Raw genomic sequence first — 24,456 nt, 5'->3', positions numbered from 1 at the left:
AAAAAATATAGCCAAGATATAGTAAAAGGAGTATGTTGGGTGAATCATAGACGTAAGAAAAAGAAACCGAAACAAATAAGAAAAGAATCTGTTCAGATAAAATCGATAGTAGAAGAAAAACCACTAAAGAAGAGTAGCAAAAAGTTAGTTGATATTCTTCTAGGTATTCTTCTTTTCCCAATTTTTATATGGGCTGTCTTGGAAGGTTCTACAACACAAGTAAGCAAAGGGAAGACTTTCCTTATTATCGTTTTCTTTCTCTTAATTGCAATAGGGTTATCTATGATAGGAAACAAATAAGGGGGAGTGCAGATGTTTAAGAAGAAGGAGAAAAAAACATTTACGTTAGATTGGTAAACACACAAGGGGAAATCATTCGAGAGTTTAATTGTACAGAAAAAGACTTGCGAAAAGTAAAAGAAAATGGTACTGAAATTCGTTTGGTTGGAGATAACTCATATGAGATGGTAGCAACCGATGAACAATTAGAAAAACTAGCAAGAGTTGAAGCAGAAATCGAAGCGGAAATTAAGGCATGGGAAGATGCTTTAAATGAGAGTTTGGATGAACGCGAAGAAAGAGAAGCGAGACAGAAAGAATTGAAAGAAAAGAATAAATGGAGTACAAAGAAGAAAGTAATCGTATTTGGACTGATATTTTTTGTATTTATTGGATTACCTATTATCGAAGGGTATCAAAATAGTAAATTAGTTGAAGAAGGTACATTATTAAATGCAGAAATTGTAGGTAGGCATGTAGAGAAGGAATTCATGTTTACACACCCCACATTAGTAGTTGAGGTAGATGGTAAAAAGCATAATGTGTGGGTAAGTGAAGAGACATATAACGGAGCAGAGTGGTTAGGTAGACTAAAAGTCATCAAAACAAAAGATGGTAAAGTTGAGAAAGACCCTAGATATGAGGGGGAAGACTTAATTACGAGTTATTAAGCAGTATGTTTTTAATATTCGCTGCTCAAATTAAATAACATTATTATTTGCAAAAATCGAATCCATTAAAATAAAAAACAAATTTTAAATAACTGTAATAACCTCTTAGCATATTGTTGATGGGAGGTTATCACCTTTCTGAAGATAAAATTAAAGCTATATTATCTCGATACAATTGTGATGACAGTAACGTTTTTACTAAGTGAGTGCAGTTTCGGGGGAAACAAAAATAGAGTATGAGGAATATGCTTAAGTGAAAGAGAGAAGAATATTTAGAGCTTTTGAGGAGAAAGAAGGCTATTTGAACTATCAAAAGCATTCTGATTATGTACGGTAATTAATGTAGTGAGGATATACATAAAAGATTATCTAAATTTAGTTACACAAAGATGAATGTACTTAAAAAATTAGGAATGTAATGGGAATTTAGTGAATGAAAATTATTTAAACTGTATAGAAGGTGAAAAACTGAATGTGGAATATAAGAGAAGAAGATATGGGTCTTTTTGAAATTGAAAATAGAAATCGATTAAGTCCGGATTATATAAGAATTTTTTATGGGGGAGTTTTTGCATATACTTCTATACCAATGCTCATCATGTTTTTAGGTGTTTTGCTGAACGGTGATAAGATTTCTTTAACACCTTTTGAAACATTTTTGGTACGATCTGAGGTAAAGTTATACATTTTGGAGTTGATTCTTTTAATAATTTTCATGTCTTCAAAGGTTGCTTTTAAATTACAGAAACTCCAAGCCATCGTGACTTTATTTTATTCTTTTCAATTAGCAACATTACCATTTATTGTTATGATGGTTGAAGGAATGTTTGATTTTCCAAGTAATAATAAAACGTTAGTTTATATTGGTTTAATAATGTTAGGGGCGCTTTGTACTCACATTGTAACTACAATTGATGTTTTTAAAAAGGCAAAACATGGAGGATATAAATCGGAAGGACCAGCCGTCTCATTTTTTACTAACGCAAAATTATATTTATCGATTGGAATGACAATTGGTGTAATGGTTCTACTTATATTAATTTTTTTAAATCTTAATTATACATTTAGCCAAATGGCAATTTATGTTGTACAAACAATAATATTATATACATTTGCTGTAGTATCAGCAGAATTCGTCCTATTAGTGTATTGTCGCTTTAAATTTCCATCATTTAATATTACGTGGGAACAACATGAAAAGGAACGCCACGAATTTATAGGAAATAGAAAAAGAATAAGAGAGAAAGAACAAAAGCGAAACAAAAACTGAAATGAAAGTTATAAATGATACTCGTAAACTTACATTGAAGATAGAATGAATACATTATTCATAAATTAACTAGTAAAGGGAGGAATGTAATATCTTGAATAAAGATTCTAAAGCTGTAAAAAAAGAAAAAGGTTTATTTGAAAGTGTAATAGCACCTATTATTGTGGGGATTATGTTTATCTTTTTACTTCTATATAAAGTAGCAGAGTTTCTGGGGAAGTGGCTCATTATTTTGTCAATACCGAGCTATATTGTTACTATGTTTATTTTTTTATACCAGAAAGAATATGGAGGTGTATTGGTTTGTGGAATAGGCTTAATACTAATGCTATCGCTGTATTTTGTGTTTGTTAAAAAAAGTAAAAAAGGCTAGTTTAATATGAAATACTAAAAACATTTATTTACTCTCAGTTTGTCTACAAAAATAGAGTTATTACATGATTTTAGAAAAGATGGTGTAATTATATGTGGAATATAAAAGAAGAAGATTTAAATGAATTTAAACGTACTTGCAAGAATCGCTTAAGTCCCGATTGGGCGACAGGATTTATGTTTGGAACGATGTTTTTTATTTCTTTAATAATGTTTTTTCTTATTGGAGGGTTAATAAGGTTTGGTTGGAGTTATTACCCGACTCTCTTTGATAAAATAATTGTTAGCCTTGAGTTGGTGCTTTATAGTCTTCAAGTAATTTTTTTAATTATTTATTTGTTTCCTAAGATGCCATTTAAATTTCAGAAACTACAAACACTCGTGGTACTATTATATGCGTTTCAGCTAGGCACTATAACATTTACAATGTTGATAATTCCAGGAGCGTCAAATTATTCAATTGATCAAGTTACATTAATGTATGTCGGGTTATTATTTTTAGGTGCAGTCATTTTACATATTTTAGCGACTATTGATACTTTTAGACAGGCAAGTAAAGGGGCATTTAATACGGGAGAAGAGTCCTCTTCATTTTTTAGTAAAACAAAGAGGACTGCAATTAAGTGTGCTCTAATTTATGTGTTAACTCTTCTCATTTTAATTTATGTGCATAATGATTATACACAAAATATTTTAGGATTGTATGCGGGAGGAACTCTAATCATGTACGCGGTAGCCATAGGTGCAGCAGAGTTCCAATTATTAGCCTATTGTAGATTTAAATTTCCATCATTTTATATTTCGTGGGAGGAACATGAAAGAGAGCGTCAGAAAAGACTAAAGCTTTATGAAGAGCAGGAAAAAAAGCAAGCCAAAGAAATAAAATAAGTTTTGGTTTCTGAAAATTCGAACAGGATATATAAACAATTAAGGATTGTATAAAAATCGATGCTATTAAAAATTAAAGTATCTTCAACATAATCTGTATGAGTTAATAAATACCGGTAAGTAAAGGTGAACTATATTACTATCAAAATGGGAATGTAATGAACCTAAAAATGCCTAGAGAAATCAACGGGGTGTCAGTATGAAGTTAAAGAAGAAAGCTAGGATGATGATAGTTCTGTTAATAGTATCAAGTTTATTAAGTGGATGTGGTTTTGGGGAGACGAAGATAGAATATGAGCCATTTGTCAAAGCTTTGGATGAAGGTGACATGAAAAAGGTAATGTCTGCGAGTGATGATGGATATGCGTATGTGGAACAAAGAGGCATATATAGTACATATGAACAAAAAGAAGATGGAGAACATAGAAATACAATCTATCAAACTTCGGAAGGGATATATAATACGAAAGATAAAAGTTTATATGGAAATACAACACAAGAGGTTACTTCAGCAGTAGACAGCAAAGATAATAAAGAAGAAGTTGTTTATCGTACCAATATTATGTATAAAAATGGACAGGTACAAAGTCCGGAATCGAATCTGGATGTTTCATATGTGAACTTAATTGTAGATCGTTTAAAAGGGATAGGGAAACTAAAGATGAAGCCCGGGGATGATATAAAAAAGTTTGATCAGCCTAGTACTGTTGGATACAAACTAACTGAATTAGAGTTTCAGAGTATCATTAATGATAAGTTGAAAATACAATATGATGAATATGATGGTGGATCAATCGCATTGCATATTGATTCTAAAAATGGTTCAAAGCAGATATTGGAAGTAAGTATTGTAATAAATTATAAGAAAAGAAATGATGAAGGCAAGTTAGTAAAATACATATCACAAATACATACATCTTTTGATAGTCACCAAGGTAATAACCAAGATGCGAAACAGGAATATATTGATTTTAAAGCAAAGTATAATGAGACGCAGTAATATTTAGAAGGGCATTTGTACGGAAAGATAATAGCGACATAAGTGTGATAAATGTTTCATAAATATTTCTATTTGTAGTGGGAAGAAATTGAGTATAAATATGTAGCCCCAGTTGCTGGAGTAGATGCAACTGGGGCGTTTATCTGTCTAAATTTAGCTTGAATACATGACATGTTTTAGTTAGGGGCACGGCTTTACAAGTAGTTTCTCCATCTTCATAATAACGGTGTGAGTTATTTTGTAATTTGCTTGTATTACTAAGTTACGACTATTTCCTCTTATAGAGTTACTTCTTATTATCGATACATCGTCCACATCCCAATGTCTTTAAATCCTAGTCGTTTATAAATTCGTCCAGCAGCTGGATTATTATAAAACAAACAAAGCGTTCGGCCTTCATTCGTAAAGTCTTGAATCATTTTTTGTAATATGAGTGAAGCGTAGCCATTTCCGCGATAATTCGGGTGTGTACATACGCCAACTACCATAGCGGATAATGAATTTTCAGCGGAAGTAGAGGCGGATGCGATGATCACGCCATCTTTTTCAATATAGTATGTGCGTCCTGTATTTGTTTCGATAGCCTGCCTTAATATTTTCTCTGATTCATTGGTAGTCGGAAATTCAGCGATGTCACTTCGTAATTTCATAATTCGTTCTATATCATCGAGTGAGGCAAGTTTAATTGTTTCATGAATTGGTGTGCTAGGTAAGTTGTTGTCATTTAGACATTCGCAAAAATACATTTCATTTTTAGTACCTAGTTGTATATTTGAAGCAGTTTCAAATTGTTCTACGATAGTTGACTTACCAGAGAGTTTAAGCGGCTTATATGTGGAAAGAAGTGCCTCATAATCAGTGGTAATAAATTCTTCTTTACTATAGGGTATAAATGAATCGTGGAATCGGAGTAGAATTGATTTTAATGTTCCATTCTCTTTAAATACTCCCCATAATTCTTGAAAATCTGTGTCATAACCGAAAGCTTCAATGTCTCCAATAATAAACAAGTTAAGGGCTGCTTCTTCTTTTAGGTAAGCGAATACTTGTTCATGATCTTTCTTTGTTAATTTTCGCATCATAACGAATCGACCTCTTTTTTATTTTTCTAAATATTACAACTTTATTTTTTTGAAATCAATATAAAATTTTATGTTTAGTTCACAAACTTTCGGAAAAACTAGGAAAGATATGACAAAGGAGGTTATGAACGGTGGATCATCCAATTCAAGGGTTAATGAAAGCGGCAATGGAAAATTTAAAAGAAATGGTTGATGTAAATACGATTGTTGGAGAGCCTGTTCAAACGGCTGACGGTGGTGTGGTGTTAACGGTTTCTAAAGTGGCGTTCGGTTTTGGAGCAGGAGGTTCTGATTTCCAAACGAATGATGGACAAAGAGCGAACGGTAACCCTGCATTTGGTGGCGGTAGCGCGGGTGGTGTTTCGATTACACCAGTAGCATTTCTTGTGGTGAATAAAGATGGAGTAAATATTCTTCATCTACAAAATGCGACACATTTAGCAGAAAAAATGATTGAATTAGCTCCACAAACAATTGATAAAATTCAATCGATGTTCCAAAAAGAAGAAAAGAAAGAGGGAAATCATCACCCTCAAAACCCAGATGATATCCTTTAAAAACGCCTGCTTATGAGCAGGCGTTTTTTCTTGTAATCACTATGTAATAAAACACATGAAATTGTAAATAGTTTTTGAAGTTTTTTCTATGTTTCTAAAATTTTTCATGTTAAAATATGCTATAGAATTGAAACATATAAAACGAAGGTGGCTAGGTGCTTTGTCTGGAGGATCTGACCAAGTAAAGAATATGATATATATTAATGGTAATCGTCGAGGTCATTGTTTTATTACATCAGGAATTACGTTTAAAGAGTTTGCGAGTAACATCCCTTCACCGCTTCATCAAGTGTTGCTTTTGAAGCATAACTTTGAATGGACGGATTTTCATTATCATACTTTATTTGAATATGTTGAGGAAGAAAATATACATAAGTTAATTCAAGCAGAGATTGATGAATTTGATGAATTTTGTTGGGTAGATTTTGATGATGCAAGCGATTTAGATGAATTAGAGCCGAAGGAAATTGCAGAATTATTATATTTGGCTCACAAAAAAGAACCACTTGCAAGAACATTCTTTCCGTTACTGAAAAATAGATTTGTTTATTTTTCACATGATGACGGCTGGTACAACAAAGTGTATTATCGCAGAATTGCTGACTTTGTAGGAATGTTAAGTAAAGTCATTCCGTATAAACTCGGTGCTTTCGGTAAGAAACGTTTTTCTTTCTTCCAAAAATCAAAAATTTTCCCAGCAATTTCAAAAGAATTGATCATGGGACTTATTCCACTAATGGAAGATGGTCTTTACATTGATCTAGCAGGAAAAATTGAGTCAAGAAGAGGTCTTGAAATTCCGGTATATGTAGTTGGTTCGTATGAAAGTACGGATGAGGTGTTAGATAATATCGATGAATTGAAAGAGGAAGCAACAGAAACAGGTTGGCTCATTTTTGATAAGAAAGAACAAGAGTGGCAATGGGTTGTTGACTAAGAAAACTTGGCGCATGAAGTCAAGTTTTCTTGTCATTTGAAAGGAGTACAAATGAAGAAATATTATACAATTGTGGGTATTGTAAGTATTATTCTCGTGGCAATATTACTTATAACTTGTCCGAAAGAATCAGATTTTAAAGTGTATGTAGAGGATAAGTATGCGTTGAATTGTAATGAGAGTAGTTTTGAATGCACGCAAAATGTAGATGGTAAAAAAGAAAAACTACAATTTGAAAGTACAGATGCACGAAATGGTGTATTCTTTATGACTGTAAAGCAAACATTTAAAACAGAAGCTGGCGTTTCAAAAGAATATAGCGGAGTAGGAATGTTTGGTACATTTCTTTTTGTTTCAGAGAAGACTTTCTAGTAATAGAAGGTCTTTTTTTTATGCTTATGTTCATATAGATGAAGTAAGACAAGCATAGGAGGGATAGCGATGAAGAACACATGTATCGTTTGCGGTGGTGAGGAGTTTTTTTCCTCAACGTTATATGCACGTACGAAACAAGATTGGGCATATGCACCAAACATGTATCGATTTGAAAAAGTATTTATTGAGCATCGAGATGAAGAAAATTATCCAGTGTTTCAAGAAATTACAGCGAAACATTGTTGTGGATGCGGTCATATTATGTTGTATCATGAATGAACACACCAAGTATGACTTGGTGTGTTTTTTTAAAACGCTGACAAAGCAAGCGGATAAAGTAAAGTAAATAAAACAGAAAAACTACCAAAACCAATGGCTGTATATCCAAGTGTTCTTGCTCCGAAATTGACAGCTAATAAGCCAACTAAAATTGCTAGGGAGCCGAGCGTAACTGGATAAAAAGCAATGGAGAATAACGAAAGAAATAAAGCGACATAGCCTACCATTGCGCCGGTATTTGTACCTTCTATCTCATTTGCAATTTCTTTACGCTTATGTCTAATTGGAATGCCAGCTGGTGATATTTCAGCTGCATACTCTTCGTTTTTTTCACCACTTTTAAAATGATGATTTCTCTTTCTTCGCATGTACATCCCTCTCTTTCAATTGGGTGTACCTATAGTATCTTTCATAAAGAGAAGAACATGAGTATGAGTTAAACCCAAGTAAAGCAAAAATTGGAGAATAAAGATTCCTTCATTAGCATGTATATCTCCTTATGAAGATAAAACAGGAATTTTGGAAAATGATGTAGAATGAAATGAGTGATAAAGCGTGAAGGTAGGGGAATGTATGACGAAATTTAATTGGCATGAATCAGCAGAAAAGAAATGGGATAGTAGTGCGGAGTTTTGGAATCAAAATAGTCAAGAGATGTGGGACAGCGGGAGTAGGAGCACAATTATTCCGTTTTTTGAACAATACGTGAAGAAAGAAGCACTAGTGCTCGATGTTGGTTGTGGTGATGGGTACGGTACATATAAATTAAGTCGCGCAGGCTATAAAGCAGTGGGAGTAGATTTATCGGAAGTGATGATTCAAAAAGGTAAGGAGCGCGGGGAAGGACCAAATTTATCTTTTATAAAAGGAGATCTTTCTGCATTACCATTTGAAAATGAGCAATTTGAATCAATTATGGCAATTAATTCTTTAGAATGGACGGAAGAGCCATTACGAGCATTAAATGAAATAAAGCGTGTGTTAAAGAAAGATGGATATGCATGTATTGCAATTTTAGGACCGACAGCAAAGCCACGAGAGAACAGTTATCCTCGCTTGTATGGAAAAGACGTTGTTTGTAATACGATGATGCCTTGGGAATTTGAACAGTTAGCGAAAGAACAAGGTTTTAAAGTTGTAGATGGCATCGGCGTATATAAGCGCGGAGTAAATGAGAAGATGTTAGGTCAACTACCTACAGAGTTACAACAATCGTTAACATTCTTATGGGTATTTATGTTAAAAAACGTATAAAGAAACGAAAGAATTTTTAGGAGGTAAATAAGTGCAGAAAATACAAAAAACTGATACAATATCATCAGAATCAATTAAAGGGGGACTAGGGTATATGACAACTACTACAACAGTGAAATCTGATATTGAAATCGCACAAGAAGCAAGTATGAAGAAGATTCAAGAAATTGCAGCTGATTTAAATATTTTAGAAGATGAATTAGAGCCATACGGGCATTATAAAGGTAAGTTATCTCTAGATATTTTTAAGCGTTTACAAGATGAGAAAGACGGTAAAGTTGTTTTAGTAACAGCGATTAACCCAACTCCAGCTGGAGAAGGTAAATCAACAGTAACAGTTGGTTTAGGTCAAGCTTTTAATAAAATTGGTAAGAAAACAGTAATTGCACTTCGCGAACCATCTCTTGGACCAACGATGGGATTAAAAGGTGGAGCAGCAGGTGGCGGTTTTTCACAAGTCGTACCAATGGAAGACATTAACCTTCACTTTACTGGAGATATTCACGCGATCACAACTGCCAATAACGCATTAGCAGCGTTTATTGATAATCATATCCAACAAGGAAACACACTTGGAATTGATACGCGTAAAATCGTTTGGAGACGCTGTGTTGACTTAAATGATCGTGCCCTTCGTAACGTAGTAATTGGTCTTGGTGGACCTGTACAAGGTGTACCACGTGAAGACGGTTTTGACATTACAGTAGCATCTGAAATTATGGCCGTGTTCTGCCTTGCAACAGATATTCAAGACTTAAAAGCGCGTCTATCTCGCATCGTAGTTGCTTATAACTTTGCAAATCAACCTGTAACGGTTAAAGATTTAGGTGTAGAAGGTGCGTTAACGCTATTATTAAAAGACGCATTAAAACCAAACTTAGTACAAACATTAGAAAATACACCAGCTATTATTCATGGCGGACCATTTGCGAATATTGCTCACGGTTGTAACAGTGTTATCGCTACAACAATGGCAGCAAAATTAGGTGATTATGTTATTACAGAAGCTGGATTTGGTGCTGATTTAGGCGCTGAGAAGTTTTTAGATATTAAAGCTCGTGCAGCTGGCATTAAACCAGAAGCAGTTGTTATTGTTGCGACGATTCGTGCGCTTAAAATGCATGGCGGCGTAGCAAAAGATCAATTAAAAGAAGAAAATGTAGATGCATTAGCAAAAGGTATGGAAAACTTACAGAAGCATGTTGAAACAATTCAAAGCTTCGGTGTGCCTTTCGTAATTGCAATTAATAAATTCATTACAGATACAGATGCAGAAGTTACATACTTACAAGAGTGGTGTAATGAGCGTGGCTATGCAGTATCCTTAACAGAAGTTTGGGAGAAGGGTGGCCAAGGCGGAGTTGATCTTGCTGAAAAAGTACTAAAAGAAATCGAAAAAGGTGAGAACAACTACGCACCACTTTATGAATTAGAATTACCATTAGAAGAAAAAATTCGTACAATTGCTCAAAAAGTATATGGCGCAAAAGATATTGAATTTGCCCCGAAAGCACGTAAGCAATTAGCTCAATATGAAGGAGAAGGTTGGAGTAACCTACCAGTTTGTATGGCGAAAACACAATACTCTCTTTCTGACGATGCAACGAAATTAGGTCGTCCATCCGACTTTATCGTTACAATTCGTGAGCTAAAACCATCTATCGGTGCAGGTTTTATCGTTGCGTTAACAGGTACAATGTTAACAATGCCAGGTCTTCCAAAACAACCAGCAGCACTTCAAATGGATGTAAATGAAGATGGAAAAGCAGTAGGTTTATTCTAAAAGGTTGTAATTCATCTCGTTTATCTGTAAACTATATATACATCAAGTGGCGCCTTTCCATCGAAAGGCGCCTGTTTTTTGGAGGAAATTATGTTTGATCCAACTGCTTTTGACAATTTAAAAGTAATCGTAGAAGGTGCTGTGTATGATTTTGATCTACATGGAGATATTCTTGTAACAAATCGAAAAGATATGATGGACCTTGCCTCATTAAGTCGTATATATCATATCTCATTTCAATTAACAGAACCGTTCGAACCATTAGTAGAAGCAACATTTTCATTATCTGTGGATGCAAAGAACTTGTCTGGTGAAATACTAGAAGTGCCTCAGTTTACACCAGGTTGTGAAATGAAGCTAGCATTTTCATTCCCGTTAGAACAACCAGAAGTAGGATGCGAAGAAATTGAAACTTTAATGCGTTCTATATGGGGAAAAGAAAGAATGATTATGCAGAAAGTTTCATACGAATATAATAAGCAAGCGATTTCATATCATAATAAGGTAGAGGTTCTATTTCAAAAAGCGATTACAGAAGACCATGTTGATGATTTAATAGCTGTTATTTCACACATGATAGAAACGGTGCGAACAATACAGCATTTTCTTCAAAAATAGAGATAAAGGAGAAAAACAAATGATAAAAGATATGCAACCATTTTTACAAGAAGCTTGGGAGAAGGCTGGTTTTAAAGAATTAACTGAAATTCAAAAACAAGCGATTCCAACTATTTTAGAAGGACAAGACGTTATAGCTGAATCTCCAACTGGAACAGGAAAAACGTTAGCGTACTTATTACCCCTTTTACATAAAATTAATCCTGAAGTAAAACAGCCACAAGTTGTTGTTTTAGCGCCAACACGTGAACTTGTAATGCAAATTCATGAAGAGGTTCAAAAGTTTACAGCAGGAACTGAAATTTCAGGTGCATCTTTAATTGGTGGTGCAGATATTAAGCGCCAAGTTGAAAAATTAAAGAAACATCCGAGAGTAATTGTCGGTTCACCAGGACGTATTTTAGAATTAATTCGTATGAAAAAGCTAAAAATGCATGAAGTGAAAACAATTGTATTTGATGAGTTTGATCAAATTGTAAAACAAAAGATGATGGGCGCAGTACAAGATGTAATTAAATCAACGATGCGCGACCGTCAATTAGTATTCTTCTCAGCGACAATTACCAAAGCGGCAGAAGACGCGGCACGTGATTTGGCAGTTGAACCACAAGTGGTACGTGTAACACGTGCAGAGTCAAAAAGCTTAGTTGAGCATACGTACATCATTTGTGAGCGACGCGAAAAAAATGATTATGTAAGAAGAATTATGCATATGGGCGATGTAAAAGCAGTTGCTTTCTTAAACGACCCATTCCGTTTAGATGAAATTACTCAGAAATTGCAGTTCCGTAAAATGAAAGCAGCAGCTCTTCATGCAGAAGCAGGTAAGCAAGAGCGTGAAGCAACGATGCGTGCATTCCGCGGCGGAAAATTAGAAATTCTACTTGCTACTGATATTGCAGCACGCGGTATTGATATTGATGATTTAACACATGTAATTCACTTAGAATTACCGGACACAGTAGACCAATATATTCACCGCTCAGGACGTACAGGACGTATGGGTAAAGAAGGAACTGTCGTATCTCTTGTAACTCCACAAGAAGAGCGCAAATTACTACAATTTGCGAAAAAACTAGGCATCGTATTTACGAAGCAAGAAATGTTCAAAGGAACATTTGTAGAATCGAAGCCACCAGCACCTAAGAAAAAGAAACCAGCATTTACTGGGAAGAAAAAGCCTAGATAAATAATGGGGAAGGCGTAACTATTTATAGTTACGTCTTTTTGTTTGTAATTGAATAACAAAGGGAATTTAAATGTATCTATCTTATAAGAAATATCGATAAGGGTGAATCATTTCTCATTTAGTTTGTACAAGGAAGTAATATAAAAAAGTCGAATATTAAACTGATGCGAAATAATAAAAAGAAGGTACATATATGGATAGGAAATTAGGAATGTTTTTGAATACGAAACATATTGAAGTAAACGAAGGAATACAAAAAGCAAGGGAATGGGATTTAGAATATATTCAATTATATGCTATGAATAAAAACTTCAACTTAGCTAATATTCCAGTGATAGAATGGACTGCTTTAAAGAAAAGCTTATCTTTTAATGGGATAAAGATTCCATCATTAGCAATTAGTTTTGGAGAAAATGGAATTACAGGAACAGAAGCTGACAGTGCAATAAATCAGATTAAATATATTACTGACAGAGGTTTGGAGCTGGGAGCAAAGATAATAACAGCTCATATTGGGAAAGTTCCAGATGATGAAAAAAGTGAGAGCTATGATAAAATGGTGCGGGTTTGTTATGAGATAGGGGAATTAGCATTCAAATTTGGGGGAGTCTTTGCTATTGAGACAGGATCTGAAAAAGCAATAGTATTAAAACGATTTTTAGAAAATGCAAACTCGAAAGGACTAGGTGTTAACTTTGACCCAGCAAATTTAATAAGTGATGTAAATGAAAATCCGTTAGAAGGTTTATTACTATTAAAGGATTATATAGTACAAACTCATATTAAAGATTGTAAAGAAGTGAAAAGTAATAGTTCAAGTAAGTATATAGAAGTAGCAGTAGGAAATGGTGAAGTGGATTTCGATATATTCTTCAAAGTATTAGATGAAATTGGATTCGACGGATATAACATGATTGAAAGAAACGATTATTTTGACGAACTGGATGGGATGAGTCAGTCGATAAATTTTGCAAAGAAGTACATACCAACTCAAAAGGAATAACGATACCAGCTGTAGAAAGCTACATAGAATGTAAAAAAACAATAGGAGGAATACAAATGATTCATAAAGTAGGACAAATTATGTTATATGTAAATAATCAAGATGAGGCAGTAAATTTTTGGACGGAAAAGGTAGGGTTTCATGTAGTAGCAGAGGAAGATAACAAGCAAGGAATGAGATGGATTGAAATTGCTCCAACTAACGGTGCTGAAACGAGCATTATATTACATAATAAAGAAGTTATTTCGAAAATGAGCCCAGAATTAAATCTTGGTACACCGTCCTTAATGTTCTTCTCAGAAAATCTGGATCAATTATATGCAGGTTTAAAAAATAAAAATGTTACTGTTGGAGAAATGGTAACTATGCCTTCTGGTAAAGTGTTTAACTTTGCTGATAGTGAAGGGAATTATTTTGCGGTTATGGAGAAGAACCAATAATAATATTGCTATGTGAAAATCCCTCTCAAATATATTGAGGGGGATTAAATCTTTGAAGTGGATTTTTCATGAGAGAGTTGTGTAATAAAAAATGCACCTTTTTCAATAGCAGTTTCAATGTAACCGACAATTTGATTAAACGTAAACACCTGTAAGTCTTCATGCAAATGTTGCTCGGGATACAACATATCTTCAAAAAGATACTTTCGAAAAGCTAAAACGTTTTCTTTAGAAACCTCTTCAATATCCACAATGTGAGCCTCTTGATTGAGAAGAGAGAAGAGCTGTTGTTCTTTATCGTAATGATGAAGCAACTTTGCATTTAACAATTTAAAATCGTTATAGTACAGGGGTGCGATAGTTTCGTCATTTTCTATTCTATTTTTTAGCCATGGTAGAAAAAAGCCACTTAGCCAATTATCATCGGCAATGAGGTGGGTGTAATAGCCTAAAATAAAGGGGGAATCTATATGTGCTTCGTATTTATGAAAAAATGAATCATAATCTATTCTTCTCGTATAGTTCTTCGTTGTACCAGCATAAAAATGTGAGGTTCCTTTTTCTTTTTTTGAATGAACAGCATCAGGGGCTACAGCTCCAAGTAAGAAAGAAGTTTTATCTTGAATAGATAGTTTCTCAGCAATACCGTTAGCGATAATAACATGCATAATTCGTGATCCCATGAATGCCACCTCTGTTTCAAGTATTCATTTCAGGAAGAAGACTGAACAGTTAGTATTACTTTCCCTGTACTTTTTCTACTTTCGACCCATTCATGTGCTTTCCCTGCATCTTGAAGGGGAAAAGATTTCGTAGCCTTAATTTGTAAACGTCCGTCATGTAAATAACGGAAAACTTCATTTGCAGTTTCTTGGAGCAGTTCAGGACGCTTTTTTCGTGTGGTCCCAAAGCTAAAACCGAGTATAGAGCGGCAACTTGCATGTAAATCTTTCGTTTGAAAGTTACCAATTTCACCACTAGCATTACCGAAATGAACGAGGCGACCGTAATAAGCAAGGCAGTTTAAACTTCTTTCAGAAAAAGTTCCAGAAATAGAGTCCAAAATGATATTCACTCCTTCTCCGTTTGTCAGCTCATTGACTTTCTCTACAAAATCTTCAGCTTGATGACAAATAACATAATCAGCTCCAGCATCTAAAGCGATTTCTTTTTTCGTTTCACTTCCGACAGTACCGATAACTGTTCCAGCCCCTAATCGTTTTGTAAGTTGAATCGCGGTAGTACCAATTCCGCCAGCAGCTGCATGAATCAGCACGGATTCATTTTGTTGAAGCCTTGCAACATTCACGAGTAAATTATAGCTTGTGAAAGATACGATCGGACAAGCAGCTGCGGTTTGAAAGTCGACTTCATGGGGTAAAACGAAAGTGAGATTTTCATTTGAAACAACGTACTCTGCGTAAGATCCATTTTGAGGAAAAGCAATGACACGCTGTCCAGGTTGAATATTTTTCACATGAGAACCGACGCGTTCTACAATACCAGTGGCATCTATACCTGGAATAAAAGGTAGTGCTTTATTTCCTTTTTTGCCATAACGTGATTTAATATCAGCGAAATTTACACTAGTAGCAACAACGCGAATTAAAACTTGATCTTCTGAAATAGCCGGTATATCCAAATCTGTATATTTCATCACTTCAGGACCACCGAACGACGTTACAACGATAGCTTTCATCATATATCCTCCTAAATTTGACTATATAAATCATTTTAAATCTTTATCAGAAATTGGAAAATTATATAATAGTTATGTGTGGTTATAAGTGAAGCTTATGAACTCATTGGATCATAATATTAATTTATATAAAAAATTTTTTCGGAAAAATCGAACGAAATATGAATTACTTGCCAATATATAGTGTAAGACAAAGGAGGGCTGGAATATGAAGGCTGAAATAGATTACGCACATTTAATTCGATTAACTTTATCAGGAAATAAAGAAGCGTATAGCGAATTGTATGATGTAACGATTCAAGAAGTATATAAAACAGCACATTTTTTAATTGAAGATAAAACGGATGTAGATGATGTCGTTCAAGAAGTATACATACAGCTATATGAATCGCTTCGTAAATATGATAGCGAGAAGCCATTTCGTCCTTGGCTAATTGGGCTTGCGATTAAACAAATTCATTCTTATAGAAGAAAGAGGTGGATGCGACTACGAATTATGAAAAAAGCAGAAGAGCAAAGAAAGCCAGTGCAAATTGATTTTTCTAACGATGTTGTAAGTAAAATATCAAACCAAAAACTAATCGAACTCATTCATAAATTACCGTATAAATTGAAACAAGTTATTATCTTAAGATACTTATACGAATATTCACAAGAAGAAGTAGCACAAATATTACATATTCCAATTGGTACAGTGAAGTCTAGAATTCATGCGGCATTAAAGAAACTACGTCAAAAAGAGCAAGTAGAAGAAATCTTTTTAGGAGAGGTAGGGAATGTGAAATGAGTTTAGATTGTAGAGTTAGAGAATCTATACGAGAAGAAGCGAAGGGGATTGTTGCCCCGCCGGAGTTAAAAGAAAAAGTAATTGTTCAAATCAAAATGAATCGCGGGGGAAGTAAGGTGAAGAAACGTCTTATCGCCGGAGTGCTTGCAGCAGCATTTTTAATCCCTACGACCGGTTTTGCATATCAATCTATTATGGCGGATGGTATATACGGATCTTTTGAGAATTTAAAAAAACACGCCGGAGCGATGACATTAGAAACGTATATGCGTTTTAATGCAAAATTATCAGAAGCGAAAGATGAAATGAGTTCGAAGGAATATGAAGAGTTTACAAAAGAACTGAAAAAATTAACTAATGCAAAGCTTGCGTACGGGGATTCGAATGGTAATATAGATTATGATCAATTATCACCAGCTAAAAAAGAGGAATTGAAAAAGGTAGTAATGGAGCTTCATCCGTATTTTGATAAATTAAATGGCCATAAATCTAGTAAAGAAGTACTAACTCCTGAAGAGTATGAACAATATATGGAGGCATTAATGTCACATCAAACTGTGTTAGTAAAAACGAAATCGAGTGGCGGGATAACAGTAGAAGAAGTGCCTGAGGCGTACAAAGAAAGATTTATTAAAGCGGAGCAGTTTATGGAGTATGTAGATGAAAAGGTGAGATAAGTAAAAAAGCTCAAAGCTTTAGCTTTGAGCTTTCTTTATTAAAAGAAAATAGAGCATTCAATTATATTTTTTCATCGTTGCATTGTCCTTTTGTATAAAACAATCTAAAAGGGAATAACCAGCTATTAAACTAATAATCGTAACAAAAGTTGTATTTATTAGAATAATATTAACTAAATAAGGTAGGTATTCGGCAAGTGGTGAAAAGAGTAGTGCTGGGGAAAAGGAAATGAATAGTGTAGGCACTGTAATAGCAATAAATTTATCCGGTTGAAAGCTCCAGTTTTGTTTACTCGTTTCGCGATTAATAGATTGAAGGAAGCGTAATAAAATGCCAACTATAAGAGGGAAGAGTGTAAAGTAGAATAATCTTGGATAAACGTTAAAGTTCACTTGTGCATCTGTATCTAAATAAAATTGAATTTTTACTCCTACAAATAATAATAAGACGATAAATAATGTGAAGCAGAGGTATAGCATCACTTTTTGCATTATATTCCACCATCCTTTACTCAAAATATATTCAAAAAAAGAAGAGATATACAATAACTACTGTTGTATATCTCTTCTTTTACTGTTAGTTAATAGTGGAGTTTGATTTTTCTTGCTTCGTGAAATAATCAATAATGCCCATTGCGCTAATTTCTATATCTAAATGTAAAATATTATAAACGGAATGATCTGATGGAACGTTTAACTTTGTAAGATGAGAAGAGATTTTATCCATTAACAAAGTTTGTAAAGCTTTAGTTGCTTCATCGAAATCATTATACTTTTCAAAGACTTCCTTACCAGTATGAACGAAAATAGGTAGCCAATATTCCAGTTGATTATATACTTCTGTAACATGAGAGGATGCGCCGTAATGACCGAAATAAATAGTATCTACATTCATACTTTGAATGTGATTTTTAGAAGTAATCATCGCATCTGGTTGGAATTGTGAAGGGGACGTTGATGGTAGATATAACTCTACATCAACGTCTGCGAGTTCTCTATAATAAATTCCAATTGTATCGCCAGTAAAAATCCCGTTTGTTAATGAATCGTGAATGCTAATATGGTGCTTCGCATGTCCTGGTGTATCATAAAATGTAAGGGTGCGATCTTTTGCAATTTTTAACGTATCACCATGTTGTACAATATGAACACGTTCTTCTTCAATTGGAAGAATTGGATCAAAGAGTTTATCGAAATCTTCTTTGTAGACAGCTTTTGCACCTAAAATAAGTTTTGTTGGATCAATCATATGACGAGCACCACGAGAATGCACATATAAAGTAGCATTTGGGCACTTTTCCATCATTAAACCAGCTGCTCCAGCGTGATCTAAATGCACATGTGTAACGATAATGTTTTTAACATCGTTTAAATCAATATGTAATTGTTGTAAGCCGTCTAAAATATACGGAAGAGAAGGGGCTGCACAAGTTTCAATTAAAGTAATATCGTCACCTAATAAAACGTACGTACCTGTTCGTTCATTATGCTGTAAATCGAAATCATCAATAAGATATAGGTGAGAAGATAATTGCTCTACTTTTTTCATCTTTACCACTCCTTATATACTGCATGTTTTTATTATACGCTAAAATAGAAAAAAGGCAGAAAACGAAGCTCGTCTTCTGCCTTTTTGTAATACTATTATTTCGTTTGTTGTTTATTAATAGACATAATGAACAGTCCAACAATCCCGCCTACTAATGGAAGCATAATCTCTCCTGCTAAATTAAAGTAGGAGCTTAAGAATAAACCATTTACATCGATTACCCAGCCAGTAACAAACAATAACATCATATATAGTACGAAATAAAACTCGCGATTTGAAATCGTTTCATGTTGTGCAGTTTTCATAATGAACACCATCCTTTTCTTTTATAATGGAATATAAACTGTCACATTTTGTTCACATTTCAATTGTAAAACTTTCCATCATAAAAGTCTAGTAGTTTGTGTCGAATTTTCGAACAGAAATAAAGCGCTATCATTACAACTTATAAGTACGTAATAAGAGCTGTATATTCACGAATGTAGTATAGTATAAACATAGAATGATAGTGAAGAGAGGGGCAAAGACAATGACAGTTTATGATTTTTCAGCTAAAACAATTACAGGTGAAGAAAAATCGTTAAAAGATTACGAAGGAAAAGCACTTCTTATTGTCAATGTAGCTAGCAAATGTGGTTTCACACCACAATATAAAGGATTACAAGAGGTATATGATAAATATAAAGACCAAGGACTCGAAATACTTGGATTTCCTTGTAACCAATTCGGGGGACAAGAACCAGGTACAGAAGCGGACATTACTAGCTTTTGTGAATTAAACTACGGTGTAAACTTCCCGATGTTTGCAAAGGTTGATGTGAAAGGTGATAAGGCTCACCCTCTATATACATACATGACAGAACAAGCACCAGGTTTACTTGGTATGAAAGCAGTGAAATGGAATTTTACGAAGTTTTTAATCGGAAAAGACGGGAAAGTAGTAGGGCGTTTTGCTCCGCAGACGAAGCCGGTAGATTTAGAGGTTGAGATTGAGAAGGTGCTTGGGGAATAAGTAGGAGTTTCACTTTATTAAAAAACGTCTCAAAGAACAATGTAGTTCTTTGAGACGTTTTCTTTAAACTCAAATTTTCAAGATTAAATAACTGTATCAAAGCCATCTGATTTAGGTGGAGAAGCTGCTTTTTTCATAAGCACTTCCCATAAGTGTACGGATTTCTTCCATTCTACCGTAGCCTGCCCCTGTTGATACATAGCGTTCTCATAACTGGCAGTAAGTTGTTGCATATCGGCCGAGTTGTAAAGTGTATCGATATGGAGAGCGTATTCTCGGAATGTTTGACTTTCACCCCGTGGTATGCCAATTCTCGCAAATTGTTTTAAAAGTGCACCGTAAGCTTTTTGATAAACAGCATCATCTTTTCGGTATTTATAGAAATGAATAATAAGAAATGTCATCCATTTCATTCTAGTGGTGAAGAGAATGTATCCTATAATACTAATTAGTGCCGTAGAGAGGAATACATACCACCAAGAAAAACTAGTTTTAGAATTTGTGACCTTTTTAGTAGAAGCTTCTTCTGTATTTTCAATTAAACTTTTAAGTTTTGCTTCATTATTTCGTTGTTGTATTTGCTCGTTATTAGAATTATTTGCTTCGCTATTTTGTGAAATAGGAGCAGGCGTATTATTTATAAAATTATAGGGATTAGTAAATCCTTTTGTCGGTTCGAATGGAATCCATCCGTATTCTGGGAAATATACTTCGACCCAAGAGTGTGCGTTATCGTTCGTGATTGTATAAACATCCTCACCTTCTGCAGAGGCAAGTGTATTGTCAAGAGTTCCTTCTGTATAGCCTTTCACCCAGCGAGCTGGAATCCCGGCAGAACGAAGTAGTACAATCATAGACGTCGAAAAATTATTACAGTAGCCGCTTTTTGTATCGAAAAGGAATTGATCTACATAATCTTGGCTTTTGGCAGGGAATGAGACATTCGTTGATTCGTATGTAAAAGAGTTGTCTGTGAAGTAATTTTCAATAGCTAATACTTTATCATATCGGTTGTCTTTATCATTTGTAAGATTGATAGCCAAGTCTTTTACGCGCTGTGGTAATGACTCGGGAAGTTGTGTGTACTTTGTCATAAAATAAGGATTTGTTTCTTGACCTTCATTTGTTTTTACAGCTTTCAAGTTTTTTATGGAAAACTCAGGGATCTCATATGTTACTTTATACGAATGTAAAGTAGTAGAAGAGTCTCCATTCATTGTATAAATTTTTTCTGAAAACGGGTCAACACTGTATGATACATCAGAAGAAGCTTCAACTGTTACTAATCCTGCTGGATAGGTAAGGTGAGGGTAACTTTTTTGCATGGTAATTGTTGCCTCAGTAGTTTCTGTTTTTGTATTTTGTTCGTAACAGCTTACGACGTCGTTTTTATTTTTAAAAGAAACCTTTTTCGGATTTTCAGAAACCTCCCAGCCTTTTCCGGTATAAAAATCTTTCGTTTCGACTCTCCAATATTGTTTGTTTTGCGTTCGTGCTGTGAAAACAATTGTAGGATCCGCCTTAAAAGGACCACCTAATCGTGAGTCATCTAAACCATACCCAATTGTAGAAACTTTTTTTTCTTTACTTGCTTCAGATGTGTTGAATTTTAAAAAATCCATTGGGTTTGGCCATTGAGGGCCAAATTTTGGAGCAAAGTATGCGATGGCTGCTAATAATACAATAAATATTGTAAGTGGTCTAAGTAATTTTGAGATTTCCCTAGCATAATTTTGTAAGTGTTCACGTTCTTTTATTCGTTCTACTTGAAGAAGACTAAGCATAAAAAAGCCGATGACAACAGTACGAATAATAGCGTAGTTTGCATTGTATAAATGTAAGTTATGAAAAGTTGCGATATAAATAATAGTCAATACAAGAAATAGAAACCCACGTTTTTTATGAATAATCCAAAATGAAGTAAAAGAACTCAAAAACCAAAATGAGAGAAAAAATAAAACCGTCGGAAAAACTGGAGAAATATCTAGTAAATTCCCTTGGAAAAACAGGGAGGAATTTTGAAACATATCAGAAAAGAATGCTGTTAGCCAAGATGGATTTATAAAAGCATTTTTATAATATAGGGAATGAATGATAAATAGGACTGTGACAATTTTTATTGGAATCTGCCACCTCGTTTGAAAAAAAGAGAGAGCGAAGCAAATTCCTATAAATGTTACGAAAATATCTAATCTACCTACATTTGTAATACCTATAAGAGGTCTTAGCCATTCTAGTAAAAGAAGAAATACACATGCATGCATAAAGAATCTGTTCGTATCCCACTTGTATTTTGCTTGTAATGTTATCATTTGCTCACCTCAAAAAACACGTTTGTATACCGGTTTTCATAAACCGTGTTTACAAATATTTGTCGTTTTTTTAGAGTTTCTATTATACTGATTTCTCGGTGTGAAAGTTGAGTCGCTTTTTCTTTCACGACAAAAACCATACATTTTCTATTTCTTATAGCAGCACAATCAGCCGCCTTTTGAATATCGGGAGAAAGATTACTGGTCACGAGTATAACCGTGACGGGCTCATAAATTTTTCTTAGTTCCATGTCTACATTCTGGGAGAGCGGGAATACACTGTCTGCTTGCACTTTTGCTAAATGACAAAGGATTTGTTGTAACTGCGTATCTCCATTGTCTAAAGGGAAAATAGTTTGTTCTTTTCCAATAGACACGAATGATGCTGGTGAATTTTGTTTCAAGACAGCCCTTACGATAGAGGCAGTAAATGTGACGACTGATTCGAATAGAGGAGACTCGGTTCTGTCTATGAATATCATGATATTATGGCTGCGCTGTTGTTCAAACTCTTTTGTCATAATATTGTTTGTTCGTGCAGTTGCTTTCCAATCAATCCATGAAAAGCGATCACCAGGTTTATAGTCTCTGACACCGACAGAGATTGTAGAGTCTTTTGCTGAATTTATATTTGCTGAAAGCGCTCCTTGTTCGAAATGATTTTCCAATTGTCGATACGTTATATCTACATAGTGGGGATAGACTAAAAATGTATCTGGAACTGAAAAAGTTACTTCTTTCTCCATCATGCCGAATAAATCGCCAGTTTTGACACGAACGCTTGAAAAAGTGTGCTCGCCTCTAGAGATTGTATCAATAACATATTGAAACGAAATATGTCGTTTCAATCCTGGGAAGAGTACTACCTTATTCATCTTTGTTTGTTTACAACTTATAAATTGTGGTGGCAGTTCATCTTCTATAACTAAATAAAGTAAGGGAAAAGGAAATTTTCTTTTTATTGTAATCGTGCTTACAAATTGTTCTCCTACTACATACCCATTTTTGTTTGTTATTCGCTTTACTTCAGCGTCCCGTAAAGCGTAGAAGGGTAGTAGTAGTGAATAAAGAGCAATGGGAATTGTGCTGTAAAATAAAAACCAACTTACAAACCCTCCTTGAAACATAGCGTACACAAATGTTAAGACTAGGCATAAAGGGAGTAGCAATAACTTCGTAACGTGATATAGTGCTAGCAGTATTCGTTTCATCAAGGGTTCATCGTCCTTTGAGTCGGAACGGTAGTTCGTGCAACGATTTTTGCGATAACTTGTTCGCCAGTTATTCCTTCAAATTTTGCTTCCATTTTTAAAATGAGTCTATGCGCTAAAACGTAAGGGGCTAAAAATTTAACATCGTCTGGAATAACATAATTTCTGCCATGGATAAATGCATAAGCTTGTGAAGCTTTCATTAAAGCAATTGAGCCACGTGGACTTGCACCTAGCTGTATAGAACTGTATGTACGAGTCTGATTAACAAGCTTTACAATATAATGCTTAATTGCTTTGTCCATACTTACTACCCGTACGCTTTGTTGTAAATAAAGTAATTCTTCTATTGTAGTAATGGCCTGTAATTGAGAGAGTGGATTTATTTTTTCCATTCGGTTTAAAATTTCAAATTCTTCTTCTGGTGTAGGATATCCCATTTTTAGTTTCAATAAGAAACGATCGAGCTGAGCTTCTGGTAGAGAATATGTTCCTTCATATTCGACCGGATTTTGTGTAGCCATGACAAAGAATGGCTTTGGTAAAGGTCTTGTAATGCCATCTATTGTAATATTGCCTTCTTCCATACATTCAAGTAAAGCAGATTGTGTCTTTGGCGATGTACGATTAATTTCATCAGCAAGTACTAAATTCCCCATAATTGGTCCAGGCTTGAACTCAAATTGGAGCTCTTTCGGATTATAAATAGAAACTCCTGTTACATCTGAAGGCAATAAATCAGGTGTAAATTGAATTCGCTTATAATCAGCATCAATGGATTTAGAAAGCGCACGTACTAGCATTGTTTTCCCGACACCAGGAACATCTTCTAATAGCACATGACCTTCAGCTAGGAGAGCTGTCAAAGCTAAGATTGTTTCTTTTCGTTTTCCGACCATTATTTTTTCAATATTATTGATTATTTTTTCTACAGTGGGATGTAATGAATCAAGCTGGGGCATCGTAATCCTCCTAATGTTATTATCGTTTTCTAATCAATTTAGTGGACATATTTCTAATTCTATATGTAGATAGTAAAAGGTCTACCTTAAATTCTAAGAATATTCAGATTATTTATTTCGATTACATCTAGTATAATTGTTTCCGTAACTAAGGGCAATACAGTAAATAATGATTTGTAGTTTTATGTAAAATCAGACTCAATATAAAATAATAACATTGGGAAAAAATTTCTTACATACAATTTATACT

Annotated in this window: 29 protein-coding genes; 19 read left to right on the top strand and 10 right to left on the bottom strand. The window is 34.3% G+C overall.

What is annotated here, in order from left to right:
- The first annotated feature begins 39 nt into the window (after positions 1-39).
- The 6 genes from RT27_RS28655 to RT27_RS28630 all read left to right on the top strand — a co-directional run bounded on the left by RT27_RS28655 (position 40) and on the right by RT27_RS28630 (position 4,480).
- Positions 40-300 carry a hypothetical protein gene (locus RT27_RS28655; protein ID WP_043938485.1) on the top strand — a complete coding sequence of 87 codons (261 nt, stop codon included), beginning with the start codon at positions 40-42 and terminating at the stop codon, positions 298-300.
- A 104-nt stretch (positions 301-404) separates the two neighbouring features.
- The gene (locus RT27_RS28650) at positions 405-950 is read left to right on the top strand and encodes a hypothetical protein (RefSeq protein ID WP_043938484.1); all 546 of its coding nucleotides are present in this window, start codon (positions 405-407) and stop codon (positions 948-950) included.
- A 472-nt stretch (positions 951-1,422) separates the two neighbouring features.
- Positions 1,423-2,220 carry a hypothetical protein gene (locus tag RT27_RS28645; protein WP_043938471.1) on the top strand — a complete coding sequence of 266 codons (798 nt, stop codon included), beginning with the start codon at positions 1,423-1,425 and terminating at the stop codon, positions 2,218-2,220.
- A gap of 94 nt (positions 2,221-2,314) precedes the next feature.
- Positions 2,315-2,593: a hypothetical protein gene (locus RT27_RS28640; RefSeq protein ID WP_043938470.1), complete on the top strand. Its 279-nt coding sequence runs from the start codon at positions 2,315-2,317 to the stop codon at positions 2,591-2,593.
- 92 nt (positions 2,594-2,685) lie between these two features.
- Positions 2,686-3,480, top strand: coding sequence for a hypothetical protein (locus RT27_RS28635; RefSeq protein WP_043938469.1), 795 nt, complete (start codon positions 2,686-2,688; stop codon positions 3,478-3,480).
- Positions 3,481-3,679: 199 nt separating this feature from the next.
- Positions 3,680-4,480, top strand: a complete 801-nt coding sequence (locus RT27_RS28630; protein ID WP_043938468.1) for a DUF3952 domain-containing protein — start codon at positions 3,680-3,682, stop codon at positions 4,478-4,480.
- Between the two features lie 296 nt (positions 4,481-4,776).
- Here RT27_RS28630 and RT27_RS28625 read toward each other — a convergent pair whose 3' ends face one another.
- Positions 4,777-5,562, bottom strand: a complete 786-nt coding sequence (locus RT27_RS28625; RefSeq protein WP_043938467.1) for a GNAT family N-acetyltransferase — start codon at positions 5,560-5,562, stop codon at positions 4,777-4,779.
- Positions 5,563-5,693: 131 nt separating this feature from the next.
- Between RT27_RS28625 and ytfJ the strand changes: the two genes are divergently transcribed.
- The 4 genes from ytfJ (at position 5,694) to RT27_RS28605 (ending at position 7,710) form a co-directional block, all read left to right on the top strand.
- Positions 5,694-6,119: a GerW family sporulation protein gene (ytfJ, locus tag RT27_RS28620; protein WP_016081901.1), complete on the top strand. Its 426-nt coding sequence runs from the start codon at positions 5,694-5,696 to the stop codon at positions 6,117-6,119.
- 160 nt (positions 6,120-6,279) lie between these two features.
- The gene (locus RT27_RS28615) at positions 6,280-7,056 is read left to right on the top strand and encodes an oxalate:formate antiporter (protein WP_000014087.1); all 777 of its coding nucleotides are present in this window, start codon (positions 6,280-6,282) and stop codon (positions 7,054-7,056) included.
- 51 nt (positions 7,057-7,107) lie between these two features.
- The gene (locus RT27_RS28610) at positions 7,108-7,428 is read left to right on the top strand and encodes a hypothetical protein (protein ID WP_000761184.1); all 321 of its coding nucleotides are present in this window, start codon (positions 7,108-7,110) and stop codon (positions 7,426-7,428) included.
- 69 nt (positions 7,429-7,497) lie between these two features.
- Complete coding sequence (locus tag RT27_RS28605) at positions 7,498-7,710, top strand: hypothetical protein (RefSeq protein WP_000798747.1); 213 nt, start codon at positions 7,498-7,500, stop codon at positions 7,708-7,710.
- A 29-nt stretch (positions 7,711-7,739) separates the two neighbouring features.
- Here the strand turns inward: RT27_RS28605 and RT27_RS28600 are convergent, their stop codons facing one another.
- The gene (locus RT27_RS28600) at positions 7,740-8,078 is read right to left on the bottom strand and encodes a hypothetical protein (RefSeq protein ID WP_001253201.1); all 339 of its coding nucleotides are present in this window, start codon (positions 8,076-8,078) and stop codon (positions 7,740-7,742) included.
- A 205-nt stretch (positions 8,079-8,283) separates the two neighbouring features.
- On the opposite strand from RT27_RS28600, the gene RT27_RS28595 reads away from it, so the two are divergent.
- From RT27_RS28595 to RT27_RS28570, 6 genes are all read left to right on the top strand, one after another.
- Positions 8,284-8,964: a class I SAM-dependent methyltransferase gene (locus tag RT27_RS28595; protein ID WP_000160041.1), complete on the top strand. Its 681-nt coding sequence runs from the start codon at positions 8,284-8,286 to the stop codon at positions 8,962-8,964.
- Positions 8,965-9,058: 94 nt separating this feature from the next.
- Positions 9,059-10,747, top strand: a complete 1,689-nt coding sequence (locus tag RT27_RS28590; protein ID WP_043938483.1) for a formate--tetrahydrofolate ligase — start codon at positions 9,059-9,061, stop codon at positions 10,745-10,747.
- Between the two features lie 90 nt (positions 10,748-10,837).
- A complete protein-coding gene (locus RT27_RS28585; RefSeq protein WP_043938466.1) occupies positions 10,838-11,365 on the top strand; it encodes a hypothetical protein in 528 nt (175 codons plus the stop codon).
- Positions 11,366-11,384: 19 nt separating this feature from the next.
- Positions 11,385-12,554, top strand: a complete 1,170-nt coding sequence (locus RT27_RS28580) for a DEAD/DEAH box helicase (protein ID WP_016512956.1) — start codon at positions 11,385-11,387, stop codon at positions 12,552-12,554.
- 193 nt (positions 12,555-12,747) lie between these two features.
- Positions 12,748-13,557 (top strand): sugar phosphate isomerase/epimerase family protein, encoded by an 810-nt coding sequence (locus RT27_RS28575; RefSeq protein ID WP_043938465.1) that lies wholly within the window; start codon positions 12,748-12,750, stop codon positions 13,555-13,557.
- 56 nt (positions 13,558-13,613) lie between these two features.
- Entirely contained in the window at positions 13,614-13,997 is a 384-nt protein-coding gene (locus RT27_RS28570; RefSeq protein WP_000581475.1) for a VOC family protein, read from the top strand.
- A gap of 44 nt (positions 13,998-14,041) precedes the next feature.
- On the opposite strand, the gene RT27_RS28565 is transcribed toward RT27_RS28570, so the two are convergent.
- Positions 14,042-14,680, bottom strand: a complete 639-nt coding sequence (locus RT27_RS28565) for a zinc dependent phospholipase C family protein (RefSeq protein WP_029442162.1) — start codon at positions 14,678-14,680, stop codon at positions 14,042-14,044.
- Positions 14,681-14,709: 29 nt separating this feature from the next.
- Entirely contained in the window at positions 14,710-15,696 is a 987-nt protein-coding gene (locus tag RT27_RS28560) for a quinone oxidoreductase (protein ID WP_043938464.1), read from the bottom strand.
- A gap of 208 nt (positions 15,697-15,904) precedes the next feature.
- Between RT27_RS28560 and RT27_RS28555 the strand changes: the two genes are divergently transcribed.
- Positions 15,905-16,483 carry a sigma-70 family RNA polymerase sigma factor gene (locus RT27_RS28555; RefSeq protein ID WP_000642664.1) on the top strand — a complete coding sequence of 193 codons (579 nt, stop codon included), beginning with the start codon at positions 15,905-15,907 and terminating at the stop codon, positions 16,481-16,483.
- Complete coding sequence (locus RT27_RS28550; RefSeq protein WP_000050703.1) at positions 16,480-17,160, top strand: DUF3600 domain-containing protein; 681 nt, start codon at positions 16,480-16,482, stop codon at positions 17,158-17,160. Before RT27_RS28555 ends, RT27_RS28550 begins: the two co-directional genes overlap by 4 nt.
- A gap of 57 nt (positions 17,161-17,217) precedes the next feature.
- Here the strand turns inward: RT27_RS28550 and RT27_RS28545 are convergent, their stop codons facing one another.
- The 3 genes from RT27_RS28545 to RT27_RS28535 all read right to left on the bottom strand — a co-directional run bounded on the left by RT27_RS28545 (position 17,218) and on the right by RT27_RS28535 (position 19,014).
- Positions 17,218-17,652, bottom strand: a complete 435-nt coding sequence (locus RT27_RS28545) for a hypothetical protein (protein ID WP_001174535.1) — start codon at positions 17,650-17,652, stop codon at positions 17,218-17,220.
- 85 nt (positions 17,653-17,737) lie between these two features.
- Positions 17,738-18,709 carry an MBL fold metallo-hydrolase gene (locus RT27_RS28540; RefSeq protein WP_043938463.1) on the bottom strand — a complete coding sequence of 324 codons (972 nt, stop codon included), beginning with the start codon at positions 18,707-18,709 and terminating at the stop codon, positions 17,738-17,740.
- 95 nt (positions 18,710-18,804) lie between these two features.
- Positions 18,805-19,014 carry a DUF3925 domain-containing protein gene (locus RT27_RS28535; RefSeq protein WP_043938462.1) on the bottom strand — a complete coding sequence of 70 codons (210 nt, stop codon included), beginning with the start codon at positions 19,012-19,014 and terminating at the stop codon, positions 18,805-18,807.
- A gap of 224 nt (positions 19,015-19,238) precedes the next feature.
- Between RT27_RS28535 and bsaA the strand changes: the two genes are divergently transcribed.
- Positions 19,239-19,721 carry a glutathione peroxidase gene (bsaA, locus tag RT27_RS28530; protein ID WP_000219434.1) on the top strand — a complete coding sequence of 161 codons (483 nt, stop codon included), beginning with the start codon at positions 19,239-19,241 and terminating at the stop codon, positions 19,719-19,721.
- Positions 19,722-19,804: 83 nt separating this feature from the next.
- Here bsaA and RT27_RS28525 read toward each other — a convergent pair whose 3' ends face one another.
- Genes RT27_RS28525 through RT27_RS28515 form a run of 3 tightly spaced genes read right to left on the bottom strand, consistent with a single transcriptional unit; the run spans position 19,805 to position 24,206 of the window.
- A complete protein-coding gene (locus RT27_RS28525; protein ID WP_043938461.1) occupies positions 19,805-22,033 on the bottom strand; it encodes a transglutaminaseTgpA domain-containing protein in 2,229 nt (742 codons plus the stop codon).
- A complete protein-coding gene (locus tag RT27_RS28520; RefSeq protein WP_043938460.1) occupies positions 22,030-23,244 on the bottom strand; it encodes a DUF58 domain-containing protein in 1,215 nt (404 codons plus the stop codon). The genes RT27_RS28525 and RT27_RS28520 overlap by 4 nt, the downstream gene beginning before the upstream one ends.
- A complete protein-coding gene (locus RT27_RS28515; protein ID WP_043938459.1) occupies positions 23,244-24,206 on the bottom strand; it encodes a MoxR family ATPase in 963 nt (320 codons plus the stop codon). Before RT27_RS28515 ends, RT27_RS28520 begins: the two co-directional genes overlap by 1 nt.
- Positions 24,207-24,456: the final 250 nt, after the last annotated feature.

The organism is Bacillus sp. L_1B0_5 (assembly GCF_000836715.1).
Lineage (GTDB): Bacteria > Bacillota > Bacilli > Bacillales > Bacillaceae_G > Bacillus_A > Bacillus_A thuringiensis_S.
Note: the sequence above shows the minus strand (reverse complement) of the source record. Positions and strands in the feature narration are given on the sequence as shown.

Coding starts and splice junctions, on each gene's coding strand:
- RT27_RS28645 (WP_043938471.1), top strand. CDS start 1,423: ATGTGGAATATAAGAGAAGAAGATATGGGTCTTTTTGAAATTGAAAAT.
- RT27_RS28635 (WP_043938469.1), top strand. CDS start 2,686: ATGTGGAATATAAAAGAAGAAGATTTAAATGAATTTAAACGTACTTGC.
- RT27_RS28630 (WP_043938468.1), top strand. CDS start 3,680: ATGAAGTTAAAGAAGAAAGCTAGGATGATGATAGTTCTGTTAATAGTA.
- RT27_RS28625 (WP_043938467.1), bottom strand. CDS start 5,562: ATGATGCGAAAATTAACAAAGAAAGATCATGAACAAGTATTCGCTTAC.
- RT27_RS28610 (WP_000761184.1), top strand. CDS start 7,108: ATGAAGAAATATTATACAATTGTGGGTATTGTAAGTATTATTCTCGTG.
- RT27_RS28605 (WP_000798747.1), top strand. CDS start 7,498: ATGAAGAACACATGTATCGTTTGCGGTGGTGAGGAGTTTTTTTCCTCA.
- RT27_RS28600 (WP_001253201.1), bottom strand. CDS start 8,078: ATGCGAAGAAAGAGAAATCATCATTTTAAAAGTGGTGAAAAAAACGAA.
- RT27_RS28595 (WP_000160041.1), top strand. CDS start 8,284: ATGACGAAATTTAATTGGCATGAATCAGCAGAAAAGAAATGGGATAGT.
- RT27_RS28590 (WP_043938483.1), top strand. CDS start 9,059: ATGACAACTACTACAACAGTGAAATCTGATATTGAAATCGCACAAGAA.
- RT27_RS28585 (WP_043938466.1), top strand. CDS start 10,838: ATGTTTGATCCAACTGCTTTTGACAATTTAAAAGTAATCGTAGAAGGT.
- RT27_RS28580 (WP_016512956.1), top strand. CDS start 11,385: ATGATAAAAGATATGCAACCATTTTTACAAGAAGCTTGGGAGAAGGCT.
- RT27_RS28575 (WP_043938465.1), top strand. CDS start 12,748: ATGGATAGGAAATTAGGAATGTTTTTGAATACGAAACATATTGAAGTA.
- RT27_RS28570 (WP_000581475.1), top strand. CDS start 13,614: ATGATTCATAAAGTAGGACAAATTATGTTATATGTAAATAATCAAGAT.
- RT27_RS28565 (WP_029442162.1), bottom strand. CDS start 14,680: ATGGGATCACGAATTATGCATGTTATTATCGCTAACGGTATTGCTGAG.
- RT27_RS28560 (WP_043938464.1), bottom strand. CDS start 15,696: ATGAAAGCTATCGTTGTAACGTCGTTCGGTGGTCCTGAAGTGATGAAA.
- RT27_RS28555 (WP_000642664.1), top strand. CDS start 15,905: ATGAAGGCTGAAATAGATTACGCACATTTAATTCGATTAACTTTATCA.
- RT27_RS28550 (WP_000050703.1), top strand. CDS start 16,480: ATGAGTTTAGATTGTAGAGTTAGAGAATCTATACGAGAAGAAGCGAAG.
- RT27_RS28545 (WP_001174535.1), bottom strand. CDS start 17,652: ATGCAAAAAGTGATGCTATACCTCTGCTTCACATTATTTATCGTCTTA.
- RT27_RS28540 (WP_043938463.1), bottom strand. CDS start 18,709: ATGAAAAAAGTAGAGCAATTATCTTCTCACCTATATCTTATTGATGAT.
- RT27_RS28535 (WP_043938462.1), bottom strand. CDS start 19,014: ATGAAAACTGCACAACATGAAACGATTTCAAATCGCGAGTTTTATTTC.
- bsaA (WP_000219434.1), top strand. CDS start 19,239: ATGACAGTTTATGATTTTTCAGCTAAAACAATTACAGGTGAAGAAAAA.
- RT27_RS28525 (WP_043938461.1), bottom strand. CDS start 22,033: ATGATAACATTACAAGCAAAATACAAGTGGGATACGAACAGATTCTTT.
- RT27_RS28520 (WP_043938460.1), bottom strand. CDS start 23,244: ATGAAACGAATACTGCTAGCACTATATCACGTTACGAAGTTATTGCTA.
- RT27_RS28515 (WP_043938459.1), bottom strand. CDS start 24,206: ATGCCCCAGCTTGATTCATTACATCCCACTGTAGAAAAAATAATCAAT.